This window comes from Chroococcidiopsis sp. CCNUC1 (genome assembly GCF_023546805.1).
In the GTDB taxonomy this organism is placed as follows: Bacteria; Cyanobacteriota; Cyanobacteriia; order Cyanobacteriales; family Chroococcidiopsidaceae; genus Chroococcidiopsis; species Chroococcidiopsis thermalis.
This window is the reverse complement of the sequence record NZ_CP097480.1, coordinates 1,854,119-1,872,513: the sequence shown is the minus strand read 5'-3', so window position 1 is coordinate 1,872,513 and position 18,395 is coordinate 1,854,119. Positions and strand designations below refer to the sequence as shown.

The 18,395-nt window shown below is 45.0% G+C and carries 22 protein-coding genes; 15 read left to right on the top strand and 7 right to left on the bottom strand.

Annotated elements, in window-relative coordinates:
* Positions 1 to 3: 3 nt before the first annotated feature.
* The gene (locus tag M5J74_RS08785) at positions 4 to 273 is read right to left on the bottom strand and encodes a hypothetical protein (protein WP_039715888.1); all 270 of its coding nucleotides are present in this window, start codon (positions 271 to 273) and stop codon (positions 4 to 6) included.
* 139 nt (positions 274 to 412) lie between these two features.
* Here M5J74_RS08785 and M5J74_RS08780 point away from each other — a divergent pair, with 139 nt between their 5' ends.
* From M5J74_RS08780 to psbD, 3 genes are all read left to right on the top strand, one after another.
* Entirely contained in the window at positions 413 to 1,546 is a 1,134-nt protein-coding gene (locus M5J74_RS08780) for an AI-2E family transporter (protein WP_250016312.1), read from the top strand.
* A 77-nt stretch (positions 1,547 to 1,623) separates the two neighbouring features.
* Entirely contained in the window at positions 1,624 to 2,802 is a 1,179-nt protein-coding gene (locus M5J74_RS08775; RefSeq protein WP_106548184.1) for an AI-2E family transporter, read from the top strand.
* Between the two features lie 305 nt (positions 2,803 to 3,107).
* Positions 3,108 to 4,166: a photosystem II D2 protein (photosystem q(a) protein) gene (gene psbD, locus M5J74_RS08770; protein ID WP_015153746.1), complete on the top strand. Its 1,059-nt coding sequence runs from the start codon at positions 3,108 to 3,110 to the stop codon at positions 4,164 to 4,166.
* A gap of 148 nt (positions 4,167 to 4,314) precedes the next feature.
* On the opposite strand, the gene M5J74_RS08765 is transcribed toward psbD, so the two are convergent.
* Both M5J74_RS08765 and M5J74_RS08760 read right to left on the bottom strand, forming a co-directional pair.
* The gene (locus M5J74_RS08765) at positions 4,315 to 4,578 is read right to left on the bottom strand and encodes a hypothetical protein (RefSeq protein WP_015153745.1); all 264 of its coding nucleotides are present in this window, start codon (positions 4,576 to 4,578) and stop codon (positions 4,315 to 4,317) included.
* A 12-nt stretch (positions 4,579 to 4,590) separates the two neighbouring features.
* Positions 4,591 to 4,794, bottom strand: coding sequence for a hypothetical protein (locus tag M5J74_RS08760; protein WP_250016311.1), 204 nt, complete (start codon positions 4,792 to 4,794; stop codon positions 4,591 to 4,593).
* A 572-nt stretch (positions 4,795 to 5,366) separates the two neighbouring features.
* Between M5J74_RS08760 and M5J74_RS08755 the strand changes: the two genes are divergently transcribed.
* Positions 5,367 to 6,035: a HEAT repeat domain-containing protein gene (locus tag M5J74_RS08755; RefSeq protein ID WP_015153744.1), complete on the top strand. Its 669-nt coding sequence runs from the start codon at positions 5,367 to 5,369 to the stop codon at positions 6,033 to 6,035.
* A 125-nt stretch (positions 6,036 to 6,160) separates the two neighbouring features.
* Entirely contained in the window at positions 6,161 to 6,721 is a 561-nt protein-coding gene (locus M5J74_RS08750) for a phycobiliprotein lyase (RefSeq protein WP_015153743.1), read from the top strand.
* Between the two features lie 110 nt (positions 6,722 to 6,831).
* Here M5J74_RS08750 and M5J74_RS08745 read toward each other — a convergent pair whose 3' ends face one another.
* Positions 6,832 to 7,569 carry a hypothetical protein gene (locus M5J74_RS08745; RefSeq protein WP_106170829.1) on the bottom strand — a complete coding sequence of 246 codons (738 nt, stop codon included), beginning with the start codon at positions 7,567 to 7,569 and terminating at the stop codon, positions 6,832 to 6,834.
* A 130-nt stretch (positions 7,570 to 7,699) separates the two neighbouring features.
* Here M5J74_RS08745 and M5J74_RS08740 point away from each other — a divergent pair, with 130 nt between their 5' ends.
* Positions 7,700 to 7,900 (top strand): hypothetical protein, encoded by a 201-nt coding sequence (locus M5J74_RS08740; protein ID WP_250016310.1) that lies wholly within the window; start codon positions 7,700 to 7,702, stop codon positions 7,898 to 7,900.
* Between the two features lie 35 nt (positions 7,901 to 7,935).
* On the opposite strand, the gene M5J74_RS08735 is transcribed toward M5J74_RS08740, so the two are convergent.
* A complete protein-coding gene (locus M5J74_RS08735; protein ID WP_015153741.1) occupies positions 7,936 to 8,304 on the bottom strand; it encodes an EamA family transporter in 369 nt (122 codons plus the stop codon).
* Between the two features lie 110 nt (positions 8,305 to 8,414).
* On the opposite strand from M5J74_RS08735, the gene M5J74_RS33350 reads away from it, so the two are divergent.
* The 7 genes from M5J74_RS33350 to M5J74_RS08695 all read left to right on the top strand — a co-directional run bounded on the left by M5J74_RS33350 (position 8,415) and on the right by M5J74_RS08695 (position 13,498).
* On the top strand, positions 8,415 to 9,083 hold the full coding sequence (locus tag M5J74_RS33350) for a Mo-dependent nitrogenase C-terminal domain-containing protein (protein ID WP_015153740.1): 669 nt from the start codon (positions 8,415 to 8,417) through the stop codon (positions 9,081 to 9,083).
* Positions 9,084 to 9,139: 56 nt separating this feature from the next.
* Positions 9,140 to 10,144 carry a GTPase ObgE gene (gene obgE, locus M5J74_RS08720; RefSeq protein ID WP_015153739.1) on the top strand — a complete coding sequence of 335 codons (1,005 nt, stop codon included), beginning with the start codon at positions 9,140 to 9,142 and terminating at the stop codon, positions 10,142 to 10,144.
* A 408-nt stretch (positions 10,145 to 10,552) separates the two neighbouring features.
* A complete protein-coding gene (locus M5J74_RS08715) occupies positions 10,553 to 10,987 on the top strand; it encodes a Fur family transcriptional regulator (protein WP_015153738.1) in 435 nt (144 codons plus the stop codon).
* Between the two features lie 51 nt (positions 10,988 to 11,038).
* Positions 11,039 to 12,103 carry a response regulator transcription factor gene (locus tag M5J74_RS08710; protein WP_250016309.1) on the top strand — a complete coding sequence of 355 codons (1,065 nt, stop codon included), beginning with the start codon at positions 11,039 to 11,041 and terminating at the stop codon, positions 12,101 to 12,103.
* Positions 12,104 to 12,117: 14 nt separating this feature from the next.
* Positions 12,118 to 12,765 carry a DUF3685 domain-containing protein gene (locus M5J74_RS08705; RefSeq protein ID WP_250016308.1) on the top strand — a complete coding sequence of 216 codons (648 nt, stop codon included), beginning with the start codon at positions 12,118 to 12,120 and terminating at the stop codon, positions 12,763 to 12,765.
* 107 nt (positions 12,766 to 12,872) lie between these two features.
* On the top strand, positions 12,873 to 13,154 hold the full coding sequence (locus M5J74_RS08700) for a DUF433 domain-containing protein (RefSeq protein WP_015153736.1): 282 nt from the start codon (positions 12,873 to 12,875) through the stop codon (positions 13,152 to 13,154).
* Entirely contained in the window at positions 13,151 to 13,498 is a 348-nt protein-coding gene (locus M5J74_RS08695) for a DUF5615 family PIN-like protein (RefSeq protein ID WP_015153735.1), read from the top strand. Before M5J74_RS08700 ends, M5J74_RS08695 begins: the two co-directional genes overlap by 4 nt.
* 239 nt (positions 13,499 to 13,737) lie before the next feature.
* Here the strand turns inward: M5J74_RS08695 and M5J74_RS08690 are convergent, their stop codons facing one another.
* Positions 13,738 to 14,607, bottom strand: coding sequence for a DUF5677 domain-containing protein (locus tag M5J74_RS08690; protein WP_015153734.1), 870 nt, complete (start codon positions 14,605 to 14,607; stop codon positions 13,738 to 13,740).
* A gap of 372 nt (positions 14,608 to 14,979) precedes the next feature.
* Between M5J74_RS08690 and M5J74_RS08685 the strand changes: the two genes are divergently transcribed.
* The gene (locus M5J74_RS08685; protein WP_106548148.1) at positions 14,980 to 15,558 is read left to right on the top strand and encodes a Uma2 family endonuclease; all 579 of its coding nucleotides are present in this window, start codon (positions 14,980 to 14,982) and stop codon (positions 15,556 to 15,558) included.
* Between the two features lie 113 nt (positions 15,559 to 15,671).
* On the opposite strand, the gene M5J74_RS08680 is transcribed toward M5J74_RS08685, so the two are convergent.
* Entirely contained in the window at positions 15,672 to 16,559 is an 888-nt protein-coding gene (locus M5J74_RS08680) for a 4-hydroxybenzoate solanesyltransferase (protein ID WP_106218904.1), read from the bottom strand.
* Between the two features lie 144 nt (positions 16,560 to 16,703).
* On the opposite strand from M5J74_RS08680, the gene M5J74_RS08675 reads away from it, so the two are divergent.
* Complete coding sequence (locus M5J74_RS08675) at positions 16,704 to 18,353, top strand: Ppx/GppA phosphatase family protein (protein ID WP_250016307.1); 1,650 nt, start codon at positions 16,704 to 16,706, stop codon at positions 18,351 to 18,353.
* Positions 18,354 to 18,395: the final 42 nt, after the last annotated feature.

Below are 18,395 nucleotides of genomic sequence, written 5' to 3'. Positions count from 1 at the left end.
TAGTTATTTAGATTCGGTAAAGGCAAAAAAGCCAGGGGTTTTGCCAGCAGCCGTGCTGTCTTTTTGCGAGATCTGCACCCCAGAAATTTCGCTGGTACGGACGGCGACTTTCTTTTCTGGCTGGCGATCGCACGTCAATTCGATAATTTCTGGATTTCCACTGCGCATTGCTGCCAGAATTTGATTGTATGCTGCTTCTGCATCCGCAGTTTCCTTCCGTTGTACTGACACCGGAAAGGCTGTATTTTTGATTGTCAAGTCGATCGTGAACATTTTACCTTCAACATCGTGACTAAGCTGCTCTCATCTTAACCTTTGCAACTGAACTACCTGATGGAATCGCAAGAAAGAGGTGAGCATTGCATCTTTTGAGCGAAAATCGATCGCAGGCTGATGCTAGGTGTGAAAGGGTATGAATGGTTCCAAAAATAAATTGTGGCAATGGTTGGCGATCGCTCTGCCATTCCCCTTACTTGTATTTAATGGATGGCTGGCACTCCTAGTTTTTCAGTATTTTCAACCTCTGATCGCCATATTCGGCTTAGCAGCGGTATTAGCTTTCATTCTGAATTACCCCGTGCAGTGGCTTCAACAGCGCCAAGTACAACGCCAATATGCAGTATTCTTAGTCTTTCTCATAGCCTTAGTCACATCGATAGCTTTAGGTATTACCTTAATTCCGCTACTTGTAGAAGAGTTAAGCGAAGGTGCGAGACTACTACCGCAATGGATTGACGCTGGAACGGCAAAGCTAAAAATGATAGACACCTGGGTAGAAACGCAGCAGTTACCTTTCGATCTGACTCATTTAACCACACAAGTGAGCGATCGCCTCCCAGATGAATTACAGTTTCTAGGCGAAGAACTAGTAATGCTAATTATTGGCACGATTGATAGCGTTTCCGAGGCGATTTTAACCGTCGTGCTAACGTTTTATCTCTTATTGGACGGCGAACGGCTTTGGCATGGCATTTTTGGACGTTTACCATCTCGCTGGAGTATTCCACTACAGCGATCGCTTCAGCAAAACTTTCAAAATTATCTGATCGGTCAGGTGGCACTAGCCGCACTAGTCGGTACAGCCATGACTTTAGCATTTGTGGCTTTAGGAGTTCCTTTCGGATTGCTATTCGGCTTAGGAATCGGCGCAATGACTTTAATTCCCTTTGGAGACGTTTTAAGTTTCAGCCTCGTTGGACTGTTAGTCGCCGTACATGATTTCTGGCTGGGAGCCAAAACATTAGCGGTAGCTGTAGTAGTTGACCAAATTATCGATCAAGCGATCGCTCCTCGGTTACTGGGTAGTTTTACAGGCTTAAGCCCGATAGGAGTGCTAATAGCTTTGGCAGTAGGGACTAAAATTGGGGGATTACTGGGTTTAATCACAGCCGTTCCGATCGCGAGTTGTTTGAAAAATCTTTTCGATCTTTTCCTCCCCGTGTCAGAAGATGCTTTAAATCCCGCAGAGACATTACATTTTAAAGGGAGCAGGGGAAAGAGAGCTGAGGGAGTTGGGGGAGCTGAGGGAGCTGAGGGAGAGAATTGACTCACCACGCACACCCCACACCCCACACCCTATCTACTACTAGCCACTAGCCACTAGCCACTCACCACTCACTAACGATGAACCGCGCCTTTTTACCGATTCAACAATTTCTGATCACTTGGCTGCTAATCTTGGTTTCAGTGTCGGTGACGCTTCGAGCCTTGGGTTATGTGGGCGAATTATTAAGTATTGTCATTAGCGCCGCTCTAATTGCCTTTTTGCTTAACTATGCCGTAGCTGGATTGCAAACTTTTTTACCCCGCACGTTAGCAGCTGGACTCGTCTACTTGGGAGCGGGATTTGTCTTTGCGATTGTCGCGTTGACTGTAGTACCGCTTGTATTTAACCAAGCGCGGCAGTTGGTGAATAACTTACCAACCATTGTCGATTCGGCTCAGGAACAATTAAATACTTTTCAAGCCTGGAGCGCTCAGTATAACTTACCCTTTGATGTCCAGTTGCTTGTATCGCTGTTATTGGATCGGCTGCAAACCCAGGCTGAAGCGATCGCAGTTAAAAGTCTAGGCTTGGCGATCGGTACGTTTAATTGGTTTTTGGACGCAATTCTAATTTTAGTCCTCTCCTTCTACATGCTGATTGATGGGGAACGGGTGTGGAATAGTTTGACGAGTATCCTCTCGCCTCAAATTCGCTCTGGCTTAACTGCTGCCTTGCAACGCAATCTCCAGCGCTTTGTCTCAGGACAGCTTTTGCTAGGGTTATTTATGGCTGTCACGCTCACCATCGCTTTTTCAACACTGCGAGTGCCGTTTTTCCTCTTATTCGCCGTTTTTATTGGCTTAACAGAAGTTATTCCTTTTATCGGTGCGACTTTAGGTATTGGTACGGTCGCGATCGTGGTTGCTTTTATCGACTGGTGGCTTGCGCTTCAGGTTTTGGCGATCGCAGTTGCCCTGCAACAAATCAAAGATAATTTAGTTGCACCTCGGATTATGGGCAATCTGACGGGTTTATCGCCCGTGGCTATTTTCATCTCTCTATTACTGGGGGCGCAATTAGGCGGATTTTTAGGTGTGATTCTCGCCATTCCCCTAACTGGAGTCGCAAAAAGTTTGGCAGAAATTGTTCTCGATCCAACTCTACCACCCCAAACGGGGTCTTTCTTCCACAATCCTTTTGCTGATGATGTCGATGCAGATGCTGAGGTGGATGGTATGACTTCAACCAAACGTTTCTCAGAAATGGAAGATCTAAGTGTGACAGCTGCGGCAACTGAAGCAAGGAAAAACTTATAAGTTGAAGAAAATTAATAAAATTATCCAATCATGTTTTCCAAATGATACGCCCTTAGACGGGGTTAAATAGGCGTTCCATCTTGCTAGAGACAGGAAAAGACCGGCAATCTCGCGATCGAATTCATTCAATTGGGTTGTTGCAATTTACCAGTCAGTTGTACAAATAATAATTAGAGTGAGTTAAGATTCGTAAAGTGAGTTTACAACTCGGTCTACTTTCTGCCTAACGTGAAAGTAAACGCTTTTAAAGTTGGGCGTAAAGCTCGCGAAAAAGTAATCATAAGAAGATTTGGAGATTTGTCCTCATGACAATCGCAGTAGGACGCGCACCGAGTCAAAGAGGATGGTTTGACGTTCTCGACGACTGGCTCAAGCGCGATAGATTTGTATTCGTCGGCTGGTCGGGGCTATTATTATTCCCCTGCGCCTACCTAGCACTAGGTGGATGGCTGACCGGAACCACATTCGTCACCTCGTGGTACACCCACGGGATTGCCAGCAGCTACCTAGAAGGAGCCAACTTCTTAACCGTAGCCGTATCGACCCCAGCCAACAGCATGGGACACTCATTGCTGTTCTTGTGGGGACCAGAAGCGAACTGGGACTTCACACGCTGGTGTCAACTCGGGGGCTTGTGGGCATTTGTCGCCTTACACGGAGCATTTGCGCTGATTGGATTCTGCCTGCGGCAGTTAGAAATTGCTCGCTTGGTCGGCATCAGACCATACAACGCATTAGCATTCACTGGTCCAATTGCGGTGTTTGTCAGCGTCTTCTTGCTCTACCCCTTAGGACAGTCCGGCTGGTTTTTTGCGCCTTCGTTTGGAGTCGCGGCAATTTTCCGCTTCTTGCTGTTCTTCCAAGGGTTCCATAACTGGACGCTCAACCCGTTCCACATGATGGGAGTAGCGGGAGTACTAGGTGGAGCGCTGTTGTGCGCGATTCACGGGGCGACGGTGGAAAACACCCTGTTTGAAGACGGCGATAGCTCCAACACCTTCCCCGCTTTCAACCCGACTCAATCGGAAGAGACCTATTCGATGGTGACGGCAAACCGTTTCTGGTCGCAGATTTTCGGGATTGCCTTTTCCAACAAGCGCTGGTTGCACTTTTTCATGTTGTTCGTGCCTGTAACTGGACTGTGGATGAGTGCAGTGGGAGTCGTCGGTTTGGCAGTGAACCTGCGGGCATATGACTTCGTCTCTCAAGAGCTGCGGGCAGCAGAAGACCCCGAGTTCGAGACTTTCTACACCAAGAACATTCTGCTTAACGAGGGCATCCGTGCTTGGATGGCTCCTCAAGACCAACCCCACGAAAACTTCGAGTTCCCTGAGGAAGTACTACCTCGCGGTAACGCACTCTAATCTGTCAAGAGAAGTTTTTACGAACCTCTCGACTTGATGCTCAGCAATCTATGGGTTGCGATAGGATGTTGACTTTCTTCCTTTTATAAACTATAGCCTCCACAACTTAGTGGAGGCTTTTTTGTGCTTTGCATTTTGATGAGATCGACTACGCTTTGAATCTTTTATCTCGATGCTTCTGATTCTTGTCTGCTACAACTTCGACTCCCTCTACTAAGCTTCCTAGCAGAAAGCAAAACATTGCTGGAGGAAGACAAACTTTGAGATTAAAAAATGCTGGTACAGCCAAGCTGAAGGCAATAAAAAATAGAAGGGTAGAAAGTTTAGGCTTGGGTTTTGCTGCCAGCATAATCAATAAGTCGTGCTTCGATTCTGCTGAAAGCATTCCCCTACGGATAATGAAAAGTATCATAAATTGCTCTGCTTAATCAAATCTTGTTTTGGCGATCGCTAAATTATGAAGAAGGTGAATAGTTGACGGTAAACGCTGCGCTACACTCCATGAAGACAGTTGACGATAACTGACAACTGTACGGGCGGGTTTTGACCAAAGATTATGGCTAAAGCCCGTGAATCTGCTGGCGCGCACCCGCACGGACAGTTTGCTCAACGGGGGATACCCCCGCACACAACTGTCCTCCCCTACGACAACTGACAACTGATAACTGGATTTCACGCAAAACGCAAATCGTGTGTTATCGTAAGTAAAGCAAACGACGGCAGGGCTAAACGCTCTGACCTCTTGAGACTAAGACCGCTTAGGCAACAAGGAGGTGATGCCCATGATAGAAAGTAGTAAATGCATGGGTCATCAGGTTGAAGCTAGCCGGCTGCGCGCCGGAGCCGTTCTCTAAAGTTAGCCTTAGTCTTTTTGAGACTGAGATAACTCAAAGACCCAGGCTGGTTTGGAGTTCCTTCCGGCAGTCAGGTTTCAATCTGAAGACCCAACTAGACCGCTCTTACTTCGATCGCAAGATCCCTAGTAAGAGCGGATAGCTTTTTATAGGGGAATTTGACTGGTTTTAGTAATTGATTTTTTTATGTCGCGCAAAGACGCAGAGGCGCAAAGACAAACCAAGGTCGAGCCAACTACCTATTACCAATTACCATTTCAATTACTTCTATTGGAAGAATTTATTTATAGGCTCAAAGAATGATAATTCTAGACTAGAGAAGATTGTAAAAGGTGGTTCTAAATTCATGGCTCATCCTAGCACAGAGGAAATTTCTGCTCAGCTAGACAGCCCCAATAGTCGCGATCGCATGGTGGCTTTAGCCCAGCTGCGTCACGTCCCAGCTGTTGAAGCCGTACCTTTGATTAAAAAAGTCCTCGATGATGAGATTTTGCAAATTCGCTCGATGGCTGTATTTGCTCTAGGTATAAAGCATACAGACGAATGCTATCCAATTTTAGTGCGCTTGCTAGAAACCGACGCAGACTACGGCATTCGCGCTGATGCCGCTGGCGCGTTAGGGTATTTGGGCGACCCGCGTGGAGTTGAACCATTAATTCGGGCTTTCTATGAAGATACAGAATGGCTAGTCCGCTTTAGTGCAGCAGTATCGCTGGGCAACCTCAAAGATCATCGCGCTCGGCAAGTCTTGCTACAAGCTTTAGATAGTGATGAAATAGTCATACAACAGGCAGCGATCGCGGCAATTGGCGAAATTAGAGACTTAGAAGCGATCGAGCCAATTCTTCGCTTTGCTCAAGCGGAAGATTGGCTGGTAAGACAGCGTCTAGCAGAAGCATTAGGCAACCTTCCCAGTCCTAAAAGTGTTTCCGCCCTTAAATACATGGAAAAAGACAATCATTTTCAAGTCGCTGAAGCCGCCAGAATTTCACTGCAACGCTTGGGCGAAAACTAGGGAATTCGGAATTCGGAATTCGGAATTCCGAATTCCGAATCAACTTACCCCAAACCCCATACCCTATTCTTGTTAGTCTAAATTAAGAGAAATTTTAAGAACTGTTGCTTTAGGATTGTAGCTGCATGAATATTCAAGAGTTTTTTGAGCTGAGTGCTGGTAAATGGTTTTCCCATCGCACCAGTCACCACCTTGCCTTTAAACAAGCTGAGGATGGCAAATCGGATATTGTAATTGAAACGCTGGCGTTGGATTGCCCAGAGGTCATGAAACTTTGCGAACAATATGGAATCGAACCTGGCTTGGCAACGTGCGGGGCGCGAGTCAGCTGGAATGGAACGATGGAATGGGATGAAGAAAAACACACTGGCTCTACCGTGCTGGTTTCTGTCCCTGATGCCGACAATCCCAACCAAGGTAAGCTGTTACGGGAAATGGGTTATGCTGAAAAAGCCCCTGTTGCCGGACGTTACATGATGGGCGGCGATAAAGCACTGACTCTAATTACTGAGTACGAAACCATGTTTTCCGAAGAGAGACTGTGGTTTGCTAGCCCTAATTTACGGATGCGAGTTAGCGTCTTAAAGCGGTTTGGTGGCTTCAGCATGGCTTCCTTTACCTCTGAAATTCGCATGGGCGGAGTGCAGCCATCTGCACAAGCAGTAGAAGCTTTTAATGCAAGCTAATTTTTGAGGGAACGGGAAAGAGAGCTGAGGGAGACAAAGAAGAGGGGAGAGAAGTCTCCAAGTCAGAACTTAGGAGCCATATTTCTTTCTCTGCTCCCTGCTCCCTGCTATTAGTGATACTGAGAAATTGCTTTGAGTTTAGTACAAAAATCAGAAGCTTTTGTAGTTCCTGGGTTAAATTGACGAATTGGTGGCTGGTGGAAACTACCGCTCGATTTAGGTGAAGCACTACTTGGTAAAGGATGATGGCGCTTTAGATCGGATTCGTGGCGATCGCGCTGACTCTCTCGCTCCGATCCCTGACGTTTTTCAGCAGTTGCAGGAGTAGCATTAGGAGCAATCTCTACGACTGCAACCGCAGCCGATCGTTTATGACTGGCGTTAGCTCTAATTTTATGAAGGTGACGAGCAACATCATTCAGTTGCCTGGGTTGAGTAGAAGTGGTATCCGTTCTCGCTTCACTGGTTCGGCGATCGCCACGATTCAGTGGTGTAACAGGTGCGATCGCGATTGGACGATAATGAACTTCGGGTAATAGCGGGTAGCTTGGCTGGGCGCTCAAGCGCGGTTGAATGTTGCCGCAGACAAGTCGCTCAAACTCGCAATTGAAATGAGGTTGAATCTGACCTCGCCGCTGCCAGATACTTAAGATTTGCTCGACGGAGACTGCCTTGTAACGACCTTGGTAAAGAGCTTCGATTGCTGCCAAGCGCACCCAGTTTGCCGGATAAAATCTCAGCCAGCGTTCGACTAATTCGCGAGCATTATGACCACCCAGGTCGAAAATATAGTGTAGTAATAATGCGACTGCGCTATCAGCAGTTGAATTCCAAGCTTGTGTCAACATTAGCTAGCCTACACTTCTACAATAAAACATGCGATCGAATTTAGCCTAATTTTATTTATACGCACAATCCCCCGTAAGGATATTAAGTTGCTCTTGCCTAACTGCACAACGAAATTTATATTGTTTTAATTTGGCAGCAGAGATCGGTGATTCAGTTGTCAGCGTACAGACGTTACATGTAACGTCTGTACGAAGTTATCAGTTGTCAGGATTTATAGGGACGAGTATTTTGCAGCTCTCCGTGCGATCGCCAAGAATTCTGTGGTTACAACCTTTCCGTACAGCAGAGCAATGCGCGATCGCAGACATGAAACGAAAGACAAGAGGTTAATAATTCCGAATTCTCAATTCCGAATCCCTCAGTCTCTACTTTCGCCATACCAATAGTATGACTCCAGCAACGATAAATCCTAAAGCAATGATTTGATTTAAAGGAATTGACTCTCGAAAGACAAAATAACCCAATATGACTGAGAAAACATAGGACAGGGAAGCAGCGGGACCAGCAACACTTAGGTTTACTCTCGTCAATACCAGAATGTAGAAGAATGCTCCCATGCCATAGCAAGCCAATCCTACTAGCAGTTCTGGAGTGCTGAGGATTCCGAGTAAATGGCTAACCATATTAGTGGCATTAACTTTTCCTAACTTTAATGCGCCTGTTTTGAGTAACCATTGCCCAGCTACACTCGCTAGGATCGAAATTAAGAACAATCCGAATTCTGATAAAGTCACGCAACAATCCTTGTGGCAATTAATTCGGTTTACTAGTTTACGCTAGCGAGGCTCTCGCTAACGCTAATATTGTTTCGGCATGTTTTGGCAAATCTGTAGGTAGAAACTTTATGACAAATCTGGCAATTTCTCCAAATACGCAAGAGCAAATTGAAGCTTGGCTGCGCGGTTTACTGGCAGTAGCCTGGGCAGATGGTGATTTTGAGGCACACGAACGAGAACTCATTCCGACTCTGGCACTAGGAGAATTAAAACCCACAGACAAACTAAGTGCCATGACACCAATTACAGTAGAGGAACTTGCTGCGGCGCTGGGACAAAACCAGAACATGGCAGAAAACTTTTTACGCACAGCTGTCATGGTGGCGATCGCCGATGGTACATACTCTACCCCCGAAGACGATCTGTTACATCAGTTCTGCCACGCCCTCGGTCTACAAGATAACGTACTTGTCTCCCTGCGTCATACTCTATGCGATCGCGGCGATCGCCCGCAAGATGAGTTAGGTTCTCATCCTCATATAGATGTACTCCACCCCGTGCGCGACTGGCTCGATGGGTTAGAAATCCACGATCCCAAAGTTGCCCATTTTTTATGTAAAATGATACCTCCCCAATGTCCTTTTGAACGAGATATCAAACTCTTCGGTCATAAAGTCGTCCACATTCCCCCTTTATGCAAGCTCAACCCACTATACGAACAACTAGTAGGCTTGCGCTTCCGTGCCTTGTCTTACTTGGCAGATGACTGTGGCGAAGATGTTTCAGAATATATTTAAGAGTCATTAGTCATAGATGCGACAAATGACAAATGACCAATGACAAATAACCAATCATGCAATTTATCGATCGCGCGGAAATTGAAGTGCTAGCTGGTAAAGGTGGCGATGGAATCGTCGCCTTCCGCCGAGAAAAGTACGTACCTGCTGGCGGACCTGCTGGCGGAAATGGTGGTAAAGGCGGTTCTGTGTTCTTAGTAGCAATGGAAAATCTGCAAACTTTGCTAGATTTTCAGTACGCCCGCAGTTTTAAAGCCAAAAATGGCGAACGTGGTGGACCGAATAACTGCACGGGAGGCGCAGGCGAAGACCTATATCTTGAGGTGCCCTGCGGTACGGTTGTCTACGATCGGGAAACTGGAGAAATTATCGGCGATCTCGTCCTTTCCGGTCAAGTTTTGTGTGTGGCTGAAGGTGGTAAGGGAGGACTGGGTAATAAATATTTCTTAAGTAACCGCAACCGCGCTCCAGAGTATGCTCTACCAGGATTGCCTGGAGAACACAAACTATTGCGCTTAGAGTTAAAACTGTTGGCAGAAGTTGGCATTATTGGACTACCTAATGCCGGAAAATCAACTCTCATTTCTGCTTTATCTGCTGCTAAACCGAAAATCGCCGACTATCCTTTCACCACCCTAGTACCGAATTTAGGAGTCGTCCGCAAGCCAACGGGTGACGGAACTGTATTTGCTGATATTCCTGGGTTAATTGAGGGAGCGCATGAAGGAGCTGGGTTAGGACACGAATTTTTACGTCACATCGAACGCACTCGGTTGTTACTCCATTTAGTTGACGTTAGTAGCGAACAGCCTTTGTCTGACTACCAAATTATCCAGCAAGAATTAATTGCTTACGATCGCGGACTAGCAGAACGTCCCCAAATCTTAGCTCTCAATAAAGTCGATGCAGTAGATGAAGCCACGGTAAAGGCGATCGTTCAACAGTTAGAAGATCGGACTGGAATGCAAGTCTTAACAATCTCAGCTGTCACCCGTCAAGGATTGGACGCACTGATGCAACAAGTCTGGTCTATGCTCGACGAACTCAATACTGCTAAATAGTGTCATGGGTCATGGGTCATGGGTCATTGGTCATTTGTTGTTGGTTGTTGAGAAGTGGCGCTTTGGCGCTGCGGAACTAGATTCTTGTCTAGCCACTAGCCACCAGCCACTAGTCACTGATAACTGATAGACGTTTACATCCAAAATAGATTAAACTTGTAATGAGTTCATATAAGTAACTAAGAACTCGACAGTTAATTGTTAAGCCTCGTACAGTTTTATGCGGGTTGTAATTTTTACAAACAAAAGTGAAACGTCATTAGCAACGGTATGGGATTAAACGTATTAACCTGAAGCTCTTAGTACAAATTCAAAGCAGACTCAGTGTTTGAAACTAAATAGAAGATAAAATCATCACTCATTGACATGGGTAGTTAAGCTACATAAATTTAGCTCAAAGATGCGGATATGCAACAAGAAGCGGCAGCAGTAAAACCAATTCGATCTCTAGAAGATGCTTTAGAACGGTGTCAGCACTTAGGTATGCGCGTCAGCCGCCAGCGTCGTTTTATACTAGAGTTACTATGGCAGGCTAAAGAACACTTATCGGCAAGAGAAATTTACGATCGCCTCAACCAGCAAGGTAAAGACATCGGACACACCTCGGTGTACCAAAACTTAGAAGCGCTGTCATCCCAGGGTATTATAGAATGCATCGAGCGTGCTGACGGTCGCCTGTACGGTAATATCAGCGACTCCCACAGCCACATCAACTGTCTGGATACCGCTCAAATTCTTGATGTTGAGGTGGAATTGCCAGAAAGCTTGCTGCGGGAGGTTGAAGCCAGGACAGGTGTAAAAATTACTGACTATAGCATTAATTTTTACGGCTACAGGCAGTAACAAAAAACAACAATTTGCGGTACGCTCTGCATGGAAGCAGCCAAATAACGCATGATGAGCGATCGCCCTATTAACCTACTAATAATCGATCCAGACTCTATCTACCGCACGGGTTTGAGGGTCGTTTTAGAGCAAGATCCACATATACGAGTAGCAGCAGAAGCAGCCGATAGTCAGGCTGGCTTGCAGAATGTATCAGCAATAGGAATAGATGCAGCGATCGTCGAGCTGAGATTGTCTGATTCCTCTGTCATGGGATGGCAACTATGTCAGCAAATCAAAACTCAATATCCCAACCTGCCGATCCTCATACTGACTTGCCACCCCGAACCCAGTCAACTCGCCGCAGCAAGACAAGCGGGTGTAGAGGGATTTTGCCATAAAGGAATTGCCGCAGAGGAAATAATTCATATAATTCGAGAATTGGTAGCAGGGCGATCTTATTGGGAGTCGAAAATTGTAGGGGTGGGTTTATCAGATGTGTCTGGAAGCCGATCGACAATACAGACAAACCCGCCCTTCCAATGGTTTTTCATCGGAACCCGCGATCGTCTGCGCCAATCGGGTTTGCAACAAATAAACGGTAATTTGGCGCAAGTCACAGCAAGGCTGCAAGAACCTGGACTCCCTACACTCGATCGCGCTATGTTGGCAGGACAAAGGCGAGAATTATTAGCAGCGCGGTGGGTTGTCGATCGGTTGTTAGCGGTAGGGAATGAGGAAGGACAAGGAAGACAAGGGAGACAAGGGAGACAGACAGAAAACTTACTCCTCGCTCCTCGCTCCTCGCTCCTCACTCCTCCCGACTCCCGACTCCCGGCTCCCCAACAACCAACAACAATATTTACTTCAACGCGGGAAAGATTAGAATTTAGTCTAGAGAATTTGACTTCTATTCCCTTAGAAATTGACATTTTTCGAGAAGATAAGAAACGAGAACTATTGCACTTAATTCTTCAGAAAATAGAGGATATCTTAGCAGATTTACGCTTTTCTCAAGTCCAGAGCGATCGCCTTCCGGTAATGCAAGCCACTATTTTACGAGATTTGTGGCAAGCAACAACTATAGATTTTTTTGGTAGATACTCTACTTTGTTAGTGGGGGAATTACTGTAGATTTTGTCAATAGTTTGTTACAAGCTGAAATTGTCGTACAAACAGCAATTTTAGATAAAATTCCTCTCGTCAGCGATTTATTTTCCTATCTACTATTTGCTACACCTTTAGTTATCGATAATACTTCCTTTGCGGCTGAAAGTTTGGAGGCGAAGGAAAGAGCGGAAATAATTCTACAGAATTTGATAATTCAAGTTGCAAATGCTGTCGTACAGCCACTTTTGAATCAATTTGCCGAACTAGAAATTATCAAACAAAGTTATTACGATCGCCGTTTAATTTCCACAAGGGAGATAGAGCGATTCAGGAATAATTTATCGTGGAAATATCGGGCTAGAACATATTTTGAAGAACCTCGCCAGGTTTTTGAAAGCCGCTATGAATTGTTATTGCTAGCCCCGCGTGGAATTGCTAAAGTATCAATTTACGCGCCTCGCGATCGCGAACTAACACAACTTTCAGGAATTCCTTTAATCGTAACTTTAGCTCTCGAATTACGAGATGCGATCGCACCTCGCCTACAAGCAGTAGTATCGTTTGTAGGTAAAGGAGTGATTTTTGTTTTGACCCAAGTTGTAGGAAAAACAATTGGTTTAATTGGCAGGGGAGTCTTACAAGGTTTGGGTGGTTCTTGGCAGGAAAGTAAGAATAAAAGGTTGTGAAAGGCAACTTTTCGGCGATCGAGCATTGGGGTTGTGATACCGTCTGATGCACTGAGACAATTGATCTAAACGATACAATCAAACAATAGCCGACTTAAGAGGTTAGCATGGTTCAAGCAACGGAATATCTTTATGTTGTTCGAGATGATGAGATTCTACATGGAGAACCTATCATCCGAGGAACTCGTACACCCGTCAGAGCAATCGTTGAAACTTGGCGCATGGGTATTGCACCAGAGGAAATTCCCAAAGGGATGCCGCACCTAACATTGGGGCAAATCTTTGGAGCATTAACTTACTACAGCGACCATCAAGACGAAATTAATCAATATATTGAAAAAAACCGCATTCCTGACGAATTGATCGATCCATTAGTTATAGATTTGTGAGTCGCATATTTATTTGTCTGTATTTGGATGAAGATGTTAATGTATTGGTAGCTGACTTGCTTCATGCAAGAGGCTTTGATGTCATTACTACACGAGATGCCGGGCAACTTCACGCAACTGATGCAGAGCAGCTTGCCTATGCTATAAGTCAAGCAAGAACTCTGGTTACTCACAACAGAACTGATTTTGAGGAACTCATACAGAAATATTTTGATTTGGGACAGACACACTACGGAGTAATTTTTGCAGTTCGCCGTTCTCCGCAAGAGATCGCACAAAGATTACTCGCCATTCTCAATCAAATTACCTCGGACGAGATGCAAAATCAGGTTCGATATATTTAGTGACGGTTACACTACCATAAACTTCAAAATATTGTCCCGCTATCTTGGCTCAAGATGCTAACAGATAAGCTTTAAGTTGCTGTTACCACCCACCGAGGACTTGGGGCTGAACGGTGCCCATCACTCGCCGCAGATAACCTCTGCCTCATAGCCAATCAACTCTCGGCGGTCGGTGTGCATGGGCGTTGTTAGACGGCTTTAAGCCTTAGCTATATAGGATTGTCAGCGCATACAGCAGTTCACGACTGCTCTGTATATTTCTTCCACCAATCTTTCCGCACCTTCGCCATCGTATTAATAAACTGCTGATGAGACTCAAATAAATTCATAATCGGCTTGATATCCGCATGATGTAAATGGTATGTCATAGCTGAGCGAAAAAAAGCCATCATTAGCAGATCATTTATCTGGCGAGACGCATGTGCTAATTCATCTGATCTTGCATCTTCAAAAGTTTTCTGTAATCTATTGTGGATAAGCTTTAACCCTGTAGCATCTTGGTGGGCTAGATGGCTTCCAATGCCATAAGTGTAAGACAATAGGTATCGAAGAGCATCAAAGTTTTTAAGACCAATATCATCTCTAGTTAAGATGTTGGCAATTTCGTTAAACGCCCATCTCTGCTCAAGCTGTTTTCTATTTTCGCGAGGATAGTTATTGTAAAGTTCAGCTAACTCAGCCTCTTCAATCAAGGTTTCTCTAAGTATTGCGTATTCATCTGATGTCGGATTATCTACATTCTGGAGGAATGAGCGTATTCTTTGTTGGTGCTTGATCTCGCCTATGTTAGGGAGATGTAACAAGTATTCCTCTGACTTAGATATGTAGTCGTTCTCATCTCCTAAACACAAGTAAATGTACTTAATGGTTCCTTCGATTACTGAACGTAACAGAATTTCAGCATCCCAAAGTTGAGCATTGGCAATAAGTAGAAATGTACTGTTAGTGGTTTGATTGCAACTTACAGTCAAATAGCGAAGTATCCACTGAGTTCTTGGATCAATAGATGGTTTTTCTAGTAAAAACTGAGATGTCAAATCAAGATAAGAGTCAACGACCTCATTACCCTCAGATGCCCACTGAGTCAATAAATCATAGGTGTCTACCATAAAGTGTCTTAGGAAGAATACTCAGCACTCATTTAGATGCCTTAATTCTAGACGCTCATTCAATACATTAAATATCTCTGAATCACTTTTAAAAACAGGATGAAGATATTAAAATTTATCTGTAGTTTTTCTGTGACATTTCATCAAATAGCGTCACAAATTCATCCCCTTATGTTATTTCGGTAAAAGCGATCGCGGATATTTTAACTTCAATTTAAGCTATTGCGATCGCAGCATAACTAAATCAAAACAGCTCCACCCAAGTAAGCAATTCTATTTCCACGTCCTAGCACTCCAAAGCTGACGTAGAATCTTAAAATACCAAGGCAAACTGCTTGCGAATGACACGATTCCATCCTTAAGATTCTAGCTATGATTGCTTCCCCTCAACAGTCCTACCTCACCCCCGAAGAATACCTCCAACTGGAGGATGCGAGCAACATCAAGCACGAATACATTGATGGGCAAGTCTTCGCTATGGCTGGGGCAAGCGATCCCCACGTTACCATTGCCGGAAACCTATTTGCGCTGCTCCGTAGCCATGTTCGAGGTTCCAATTGCCGTGTCTATATTGCTGACATGAAAGCACGGATTGAATCGCTGAATCGATTCTACTATCCCGATGTCATGGTGACTTGCGATCCGCGCGATCGCGAAACCTCTACTTACAAGTGTTTTCCTAGTCTGATTGTCGAAGTCTTGTCCGATTCTACTGAAGCCTTCGATCGCGGTGACAAATTTGTTGATTATCAGGAACTAGAAAGCCTACGCGAATACGTATTAATTAACACCAAACGGCAGCGAGTTGAGTGCTTCCGACGTAACGAGCAAGGGTTATGGGTATTGCAGTCTTACACGCCACAGCAGACAACATTTCGGCTCGATAGTATTGGTTTTGAGTCAACCTTAGAAGCACTTTATGAAGATGTCACTTTCACCACAAGTCAATAATTTTTTGTTCCTCCCTTTTTCAAGGGGGCTAGGGGGATCTTTCGTAAGTGGCGTAGTACTGCGATCCCCAACCCCCTTAAAAAGGGGGCAGTAGAGCGGTTGCACGTGGGCGATCAAATCAAAATTCCGGCAATCATTCCCCCTAATAACAGAAAACCCAACCAAACATTCTGACGAAACATTTCTCCGTAAGCAGGATTTGGTAACTGCGGCTCGCGCAACCGAGTGTACTGCCAAATCCAGCCAGATGCAGCCAAGACTAAAGTAATCCAAAAACCTAGACGTAGGTGCATGACGACACCTAGCCAACCGAGTAAAAACACAGTACCAGCAAAGAAAACTGCGATCGCTTCTGGGGCGTATTTACCGAAAAATAAAGCGCTGGAATTCACGCCAATGCGCTTGTCATCCTCGCGATCGCTCATGGCATAAACTGTATCAAATCCTAGCGTCCAGCATAAAGTTGCACCCCATAGCAACCAAGTTGCCTTATCTAAACTTCCCGTAACAGCACTCCAGCTAATTAATACGCCAAAACCCCAGGCAATAGATAACACCAACTGAGGGACGGGGAACACTCGCTTTGCCCCTGGATAAAGCAAAATAACGGGTACGGCGGCGACACACAGCCAAAAGGATAATTGGTTTAAATATAAAGACAAAATAAAAGCACAAACTAAAGCAATTAAACCAACTACAATTCCTACTCGGATAGATAAAGCGCGGGAAGCAAGAGGACGATTGCGAGTCCTTTCCACTTGCGGATCGATATCTCGATCCCAAAGATCGTTCGCTACACACCCAGCAGCACTGGTGGCAAAAGTACCTAAGACAATGACTCCTACTAGTAGTAAGGGTGGAGTCGCTCTAGCTGCTAAAAACACCGCCCACAGAGCGGGAATCATTAAAATTAAACGTCCTTCTGGCTTATCCCAACGTAACAGCCGGATAATTTTCAACCAGGTTGGTTCGGAACTCTGTTGTGGTGCGATCGTATTCATGGAAAAATGGTAACTATAGGCAGATGTAATGGTTCGTATCTTTTTCCCTAATTAGAATAGCGTGAAGTTTGGGTAGAAAAAACTCAATAACTTCATCTCAATAATTGCCGTTCAGTCCTTGCCGTTAATTACCAGTAAATCTAGATGGTTGATTCTGTTTTCACTAGCTGGCAGAGTATTCCCGCTCAAATTGTAGAGCAAGCACAGATCCTCGCGGCGATCGACATGGGGACAAACTCTCTGCATATGGTAGTAGTCAGTATAGAGCCGAAACTGCCAGCTTTTACCATCATTACTAGAGAAAAAGAAACTGTCAGGTTAGGCGATCGCAACCCAGAAACGGGAGAATTGAAACCAGAGGTGATGGCAAGGGCGATCTCTACGTTACGCCGTTTTCAAGACATTGCCAAGAGCTGCAACGCTCATTCTATTATTGCTGTAGCGACGAGCGCTGTCCGCGAAGCACCCAACGGACGCGAGTTTTTACATCAAGTCAAAGAAGAAATCGGCTTAAATGTTGACTTAATTTCTGGGTATGAAGAAGCACGTCGCATTTATCTCGGCGTACTATCGGGAATGGAATTTAACAACCAACCCCATGCCATTATCGACATTGGTGGTGGTTCAACAGAAATCATTTTGGGAGATAGCCACGAACCACGTTCTCTCAGCAGTAACAAAATTGGAGCTGTCAGACTTACCTCGGAATTCATCACTACAGATCCGATTACTAACAGCGAATATCAATATCTTCAAGCCTACGTGCAGGGAATGTTAGAACGTGCGGCGGAAGACTTGCACGCACACTTACAGCCAGGGGAAATTTTCCGCTTAGTGGGAACTTCTGGCACGATTGAAACGGTAGCAACAATTATTGCTAGAGAAAAAACGGGTACAGTACCGTCTCCCTTGACTGGGTATGAATTTAGTCTGAGGGAATTGCGGCAATTAGTCGATCGCCTGCGGAAGCTAAATTACAGCGAACGGGCAGCAATTCCAGGGATGAACGATCGCCGTTCGGAGATTATATTAGCAGGGGCGACAATTTTACAAGAGGCGATGACGCTGCTAGAAGCTGAGACATTGGTAGTGTGCGAGCGATCGCTGCGAGAAGGCATCATTGTAGACTGGATGCTGACTCACGGTTTAATTGAAGATCGTTTGCGCTATCAAAGTTCGATCCGGCAACGGAGCGTGATTAAAACAGCGCAGAAATACCAAGTAAATTTAGAACATAGCGATCGCGTGGCTTCTTTTGCCATGAGTTTGTTTAACCAAACCCAGGAAATTTTACACCAATGGGGTTTAGAAGAACAAGAATTGCTGTGGGCAGCGGCAATGTTACACAATTGCGGACACTTTATTAGTCATTCTGCCCATCATAAACATTCATACTACTTGATTCGACACGGTGAATTATTAGGATACACCGAAACAGAAATTGAAATTATTGCCAATATTGCCCGCTATCACCGGAAAAGTAACCCTAAGAAAAAGCATGATTCCTATCGCAGTTTACCCAGCAAACGCGATCGGCAAATTATCAATCATTTAAGCGCTTTTCTCCGGTTAGCCGTGGCTTTAGATCGCCGTCAAATTGGTGCAGTGAAGCGCGTGCGCTGCGATCGCCATGCGGATTCAAAAGAATTTTACTTGTATCTAACTCCGTCTCAACCTAATGATGATTGTGCTTTAGAATTGTGGAGTTTGGATTATAAAAAGGCGTTATTTGAAACAGAATTTGACGTGAAGTTAGTAGCCGCTTTAGAACCTGCAACAGTATCAGTTCGTTGAGTTTTATTTAGGTAAGTAACCATTTTGCGAATAGTCTCTTTC

What these genes read in the sequence shown, in the direction of transcription:
- M5J74_RS08785 (WP_039715888.1), bottom strand. Translation starts at nt 273, where the DNA reads ATGTTCACGATCGACTTGACAATCAAAAATACAGCCTTTCCGGTGTCA.
- M5J74_RS08780 (WP_250016312.1), top strand. Translation starts at nt 413, where the DNA reads ATGAATGGTTCCAAAAATAAATTGTGGCAATGGTTGGCGATCGCTCTG.
- M5J74_RS08775 (WP_106548184.1), top strand. Translation starts at nt 1,624, where the DNA reads ATGAACCGCGCCTTTTTACCGATTCAACAATTTCTGATCACTTGGCTG.
- psbD (WP_015153746.1), top strand. Translation starts at nt 3,108, where the DNA reads ATGACAATCGCAGTAGGACGCGCACCGAGTCAAAGAGGATGGTTTGAC.
- M5J74_RS08765 (WP_015153745.1), bottom strand. Translation starts at nt 4,578, where the DNA reads ATGATACTTTTCATTATCCGTAGGGGAATGCTTTCAGCAGAATCGAAG.
- M5J74_RS08755 (WP_015153744.1), top strand. Translation starts at nt 5,367, where the DNA reads ATGGCTCATCCTAGCACAGAGGAAATTTCTGCTCAGCTAGACAGCCCC.
- M5J74_RS08750 (WP_015153743.1), top strand. Translation starts at nt 6,161, where the DNA reads ATGAATATTCAAGAGTTTTTTGAGCTGAGTGCTGGTAAATGGTTTTCC.
- M5J74_RS08745 (WP_106170829.1), bottom strand. Translation starts at nt 7,569, where the DNA reads ATGTTGACACAAGCTTGGAATTCAACTGCTGATAGCGCAGTCGCATTA.
- M5J74_RS33350 (WP_015153740.1), top strand. Translation starts at nt 8,415, where the DNA reads ATGACAAATCTGGCAATTTCTCCAAATACGCAAGAGCAAATTGAAGCT.
- obgE (WP_015153739.1), top strand. Translation starts at nt 9,140, where the DNA reads ATGCAATTTATCGATCGCGCGGAAATTGAAGTGCTAGCTGGTAAAGGT.
- M5J74_RS08715 (WP_015153738.1), top strand. Translation starts at nt 10,553, where the DNA reads ATGCAACAAGAAGCGGCAGCAGTAAAACCAATTCGATCTCTAGAAGAT.
- M5J74_RS08710 (WP_250016309.1), top strand. Translation starts at nt 11,039, where the DNA reads ATGATGAGCGATCGCCCTATTAACCTACTAATAATCGATCCAGACTCT.
- M5J74_RS08700 (WP_015153736.1), top strand. Translation starts at nt 12,873, where the DNA reads ATGGTTCAAGCAACGGAATATCTTTATGTTGTTCGAGATGATGAGATT.
- M5J74_RS08690 (WP_015153734.1), bottom strand. Translation starts at nt 14,607, where the DNA reads ATGGTAGACACCTATGATTTATTGACTCAGTGGGCATCTGAGGGTAAT.
- M5J74_RS08685 (WP_106548148.1), top strand. Translation starts at nt 14,980, where the DNA reads ATGATTGCTTCCCCTCAACAGTCCTACCTCACCCCCGAAGAATACCTC.
- M5J74_RS08680 (WP_106218904.1), bottom strand. Translation starts at nt 16,559, where the DNA reads ATGAATACGATCGCACCACAACAGAGTTCCGAACCAACCTGGTTGAAA.
- M5J74_RS08675 (WP_250016307.1), top strand. Translation starts at nt 16,704, where the DNA reads ATGGTTGATTCTGTTTTCACTAGCTGGCAGAGTATTCCCGCTCAAATT.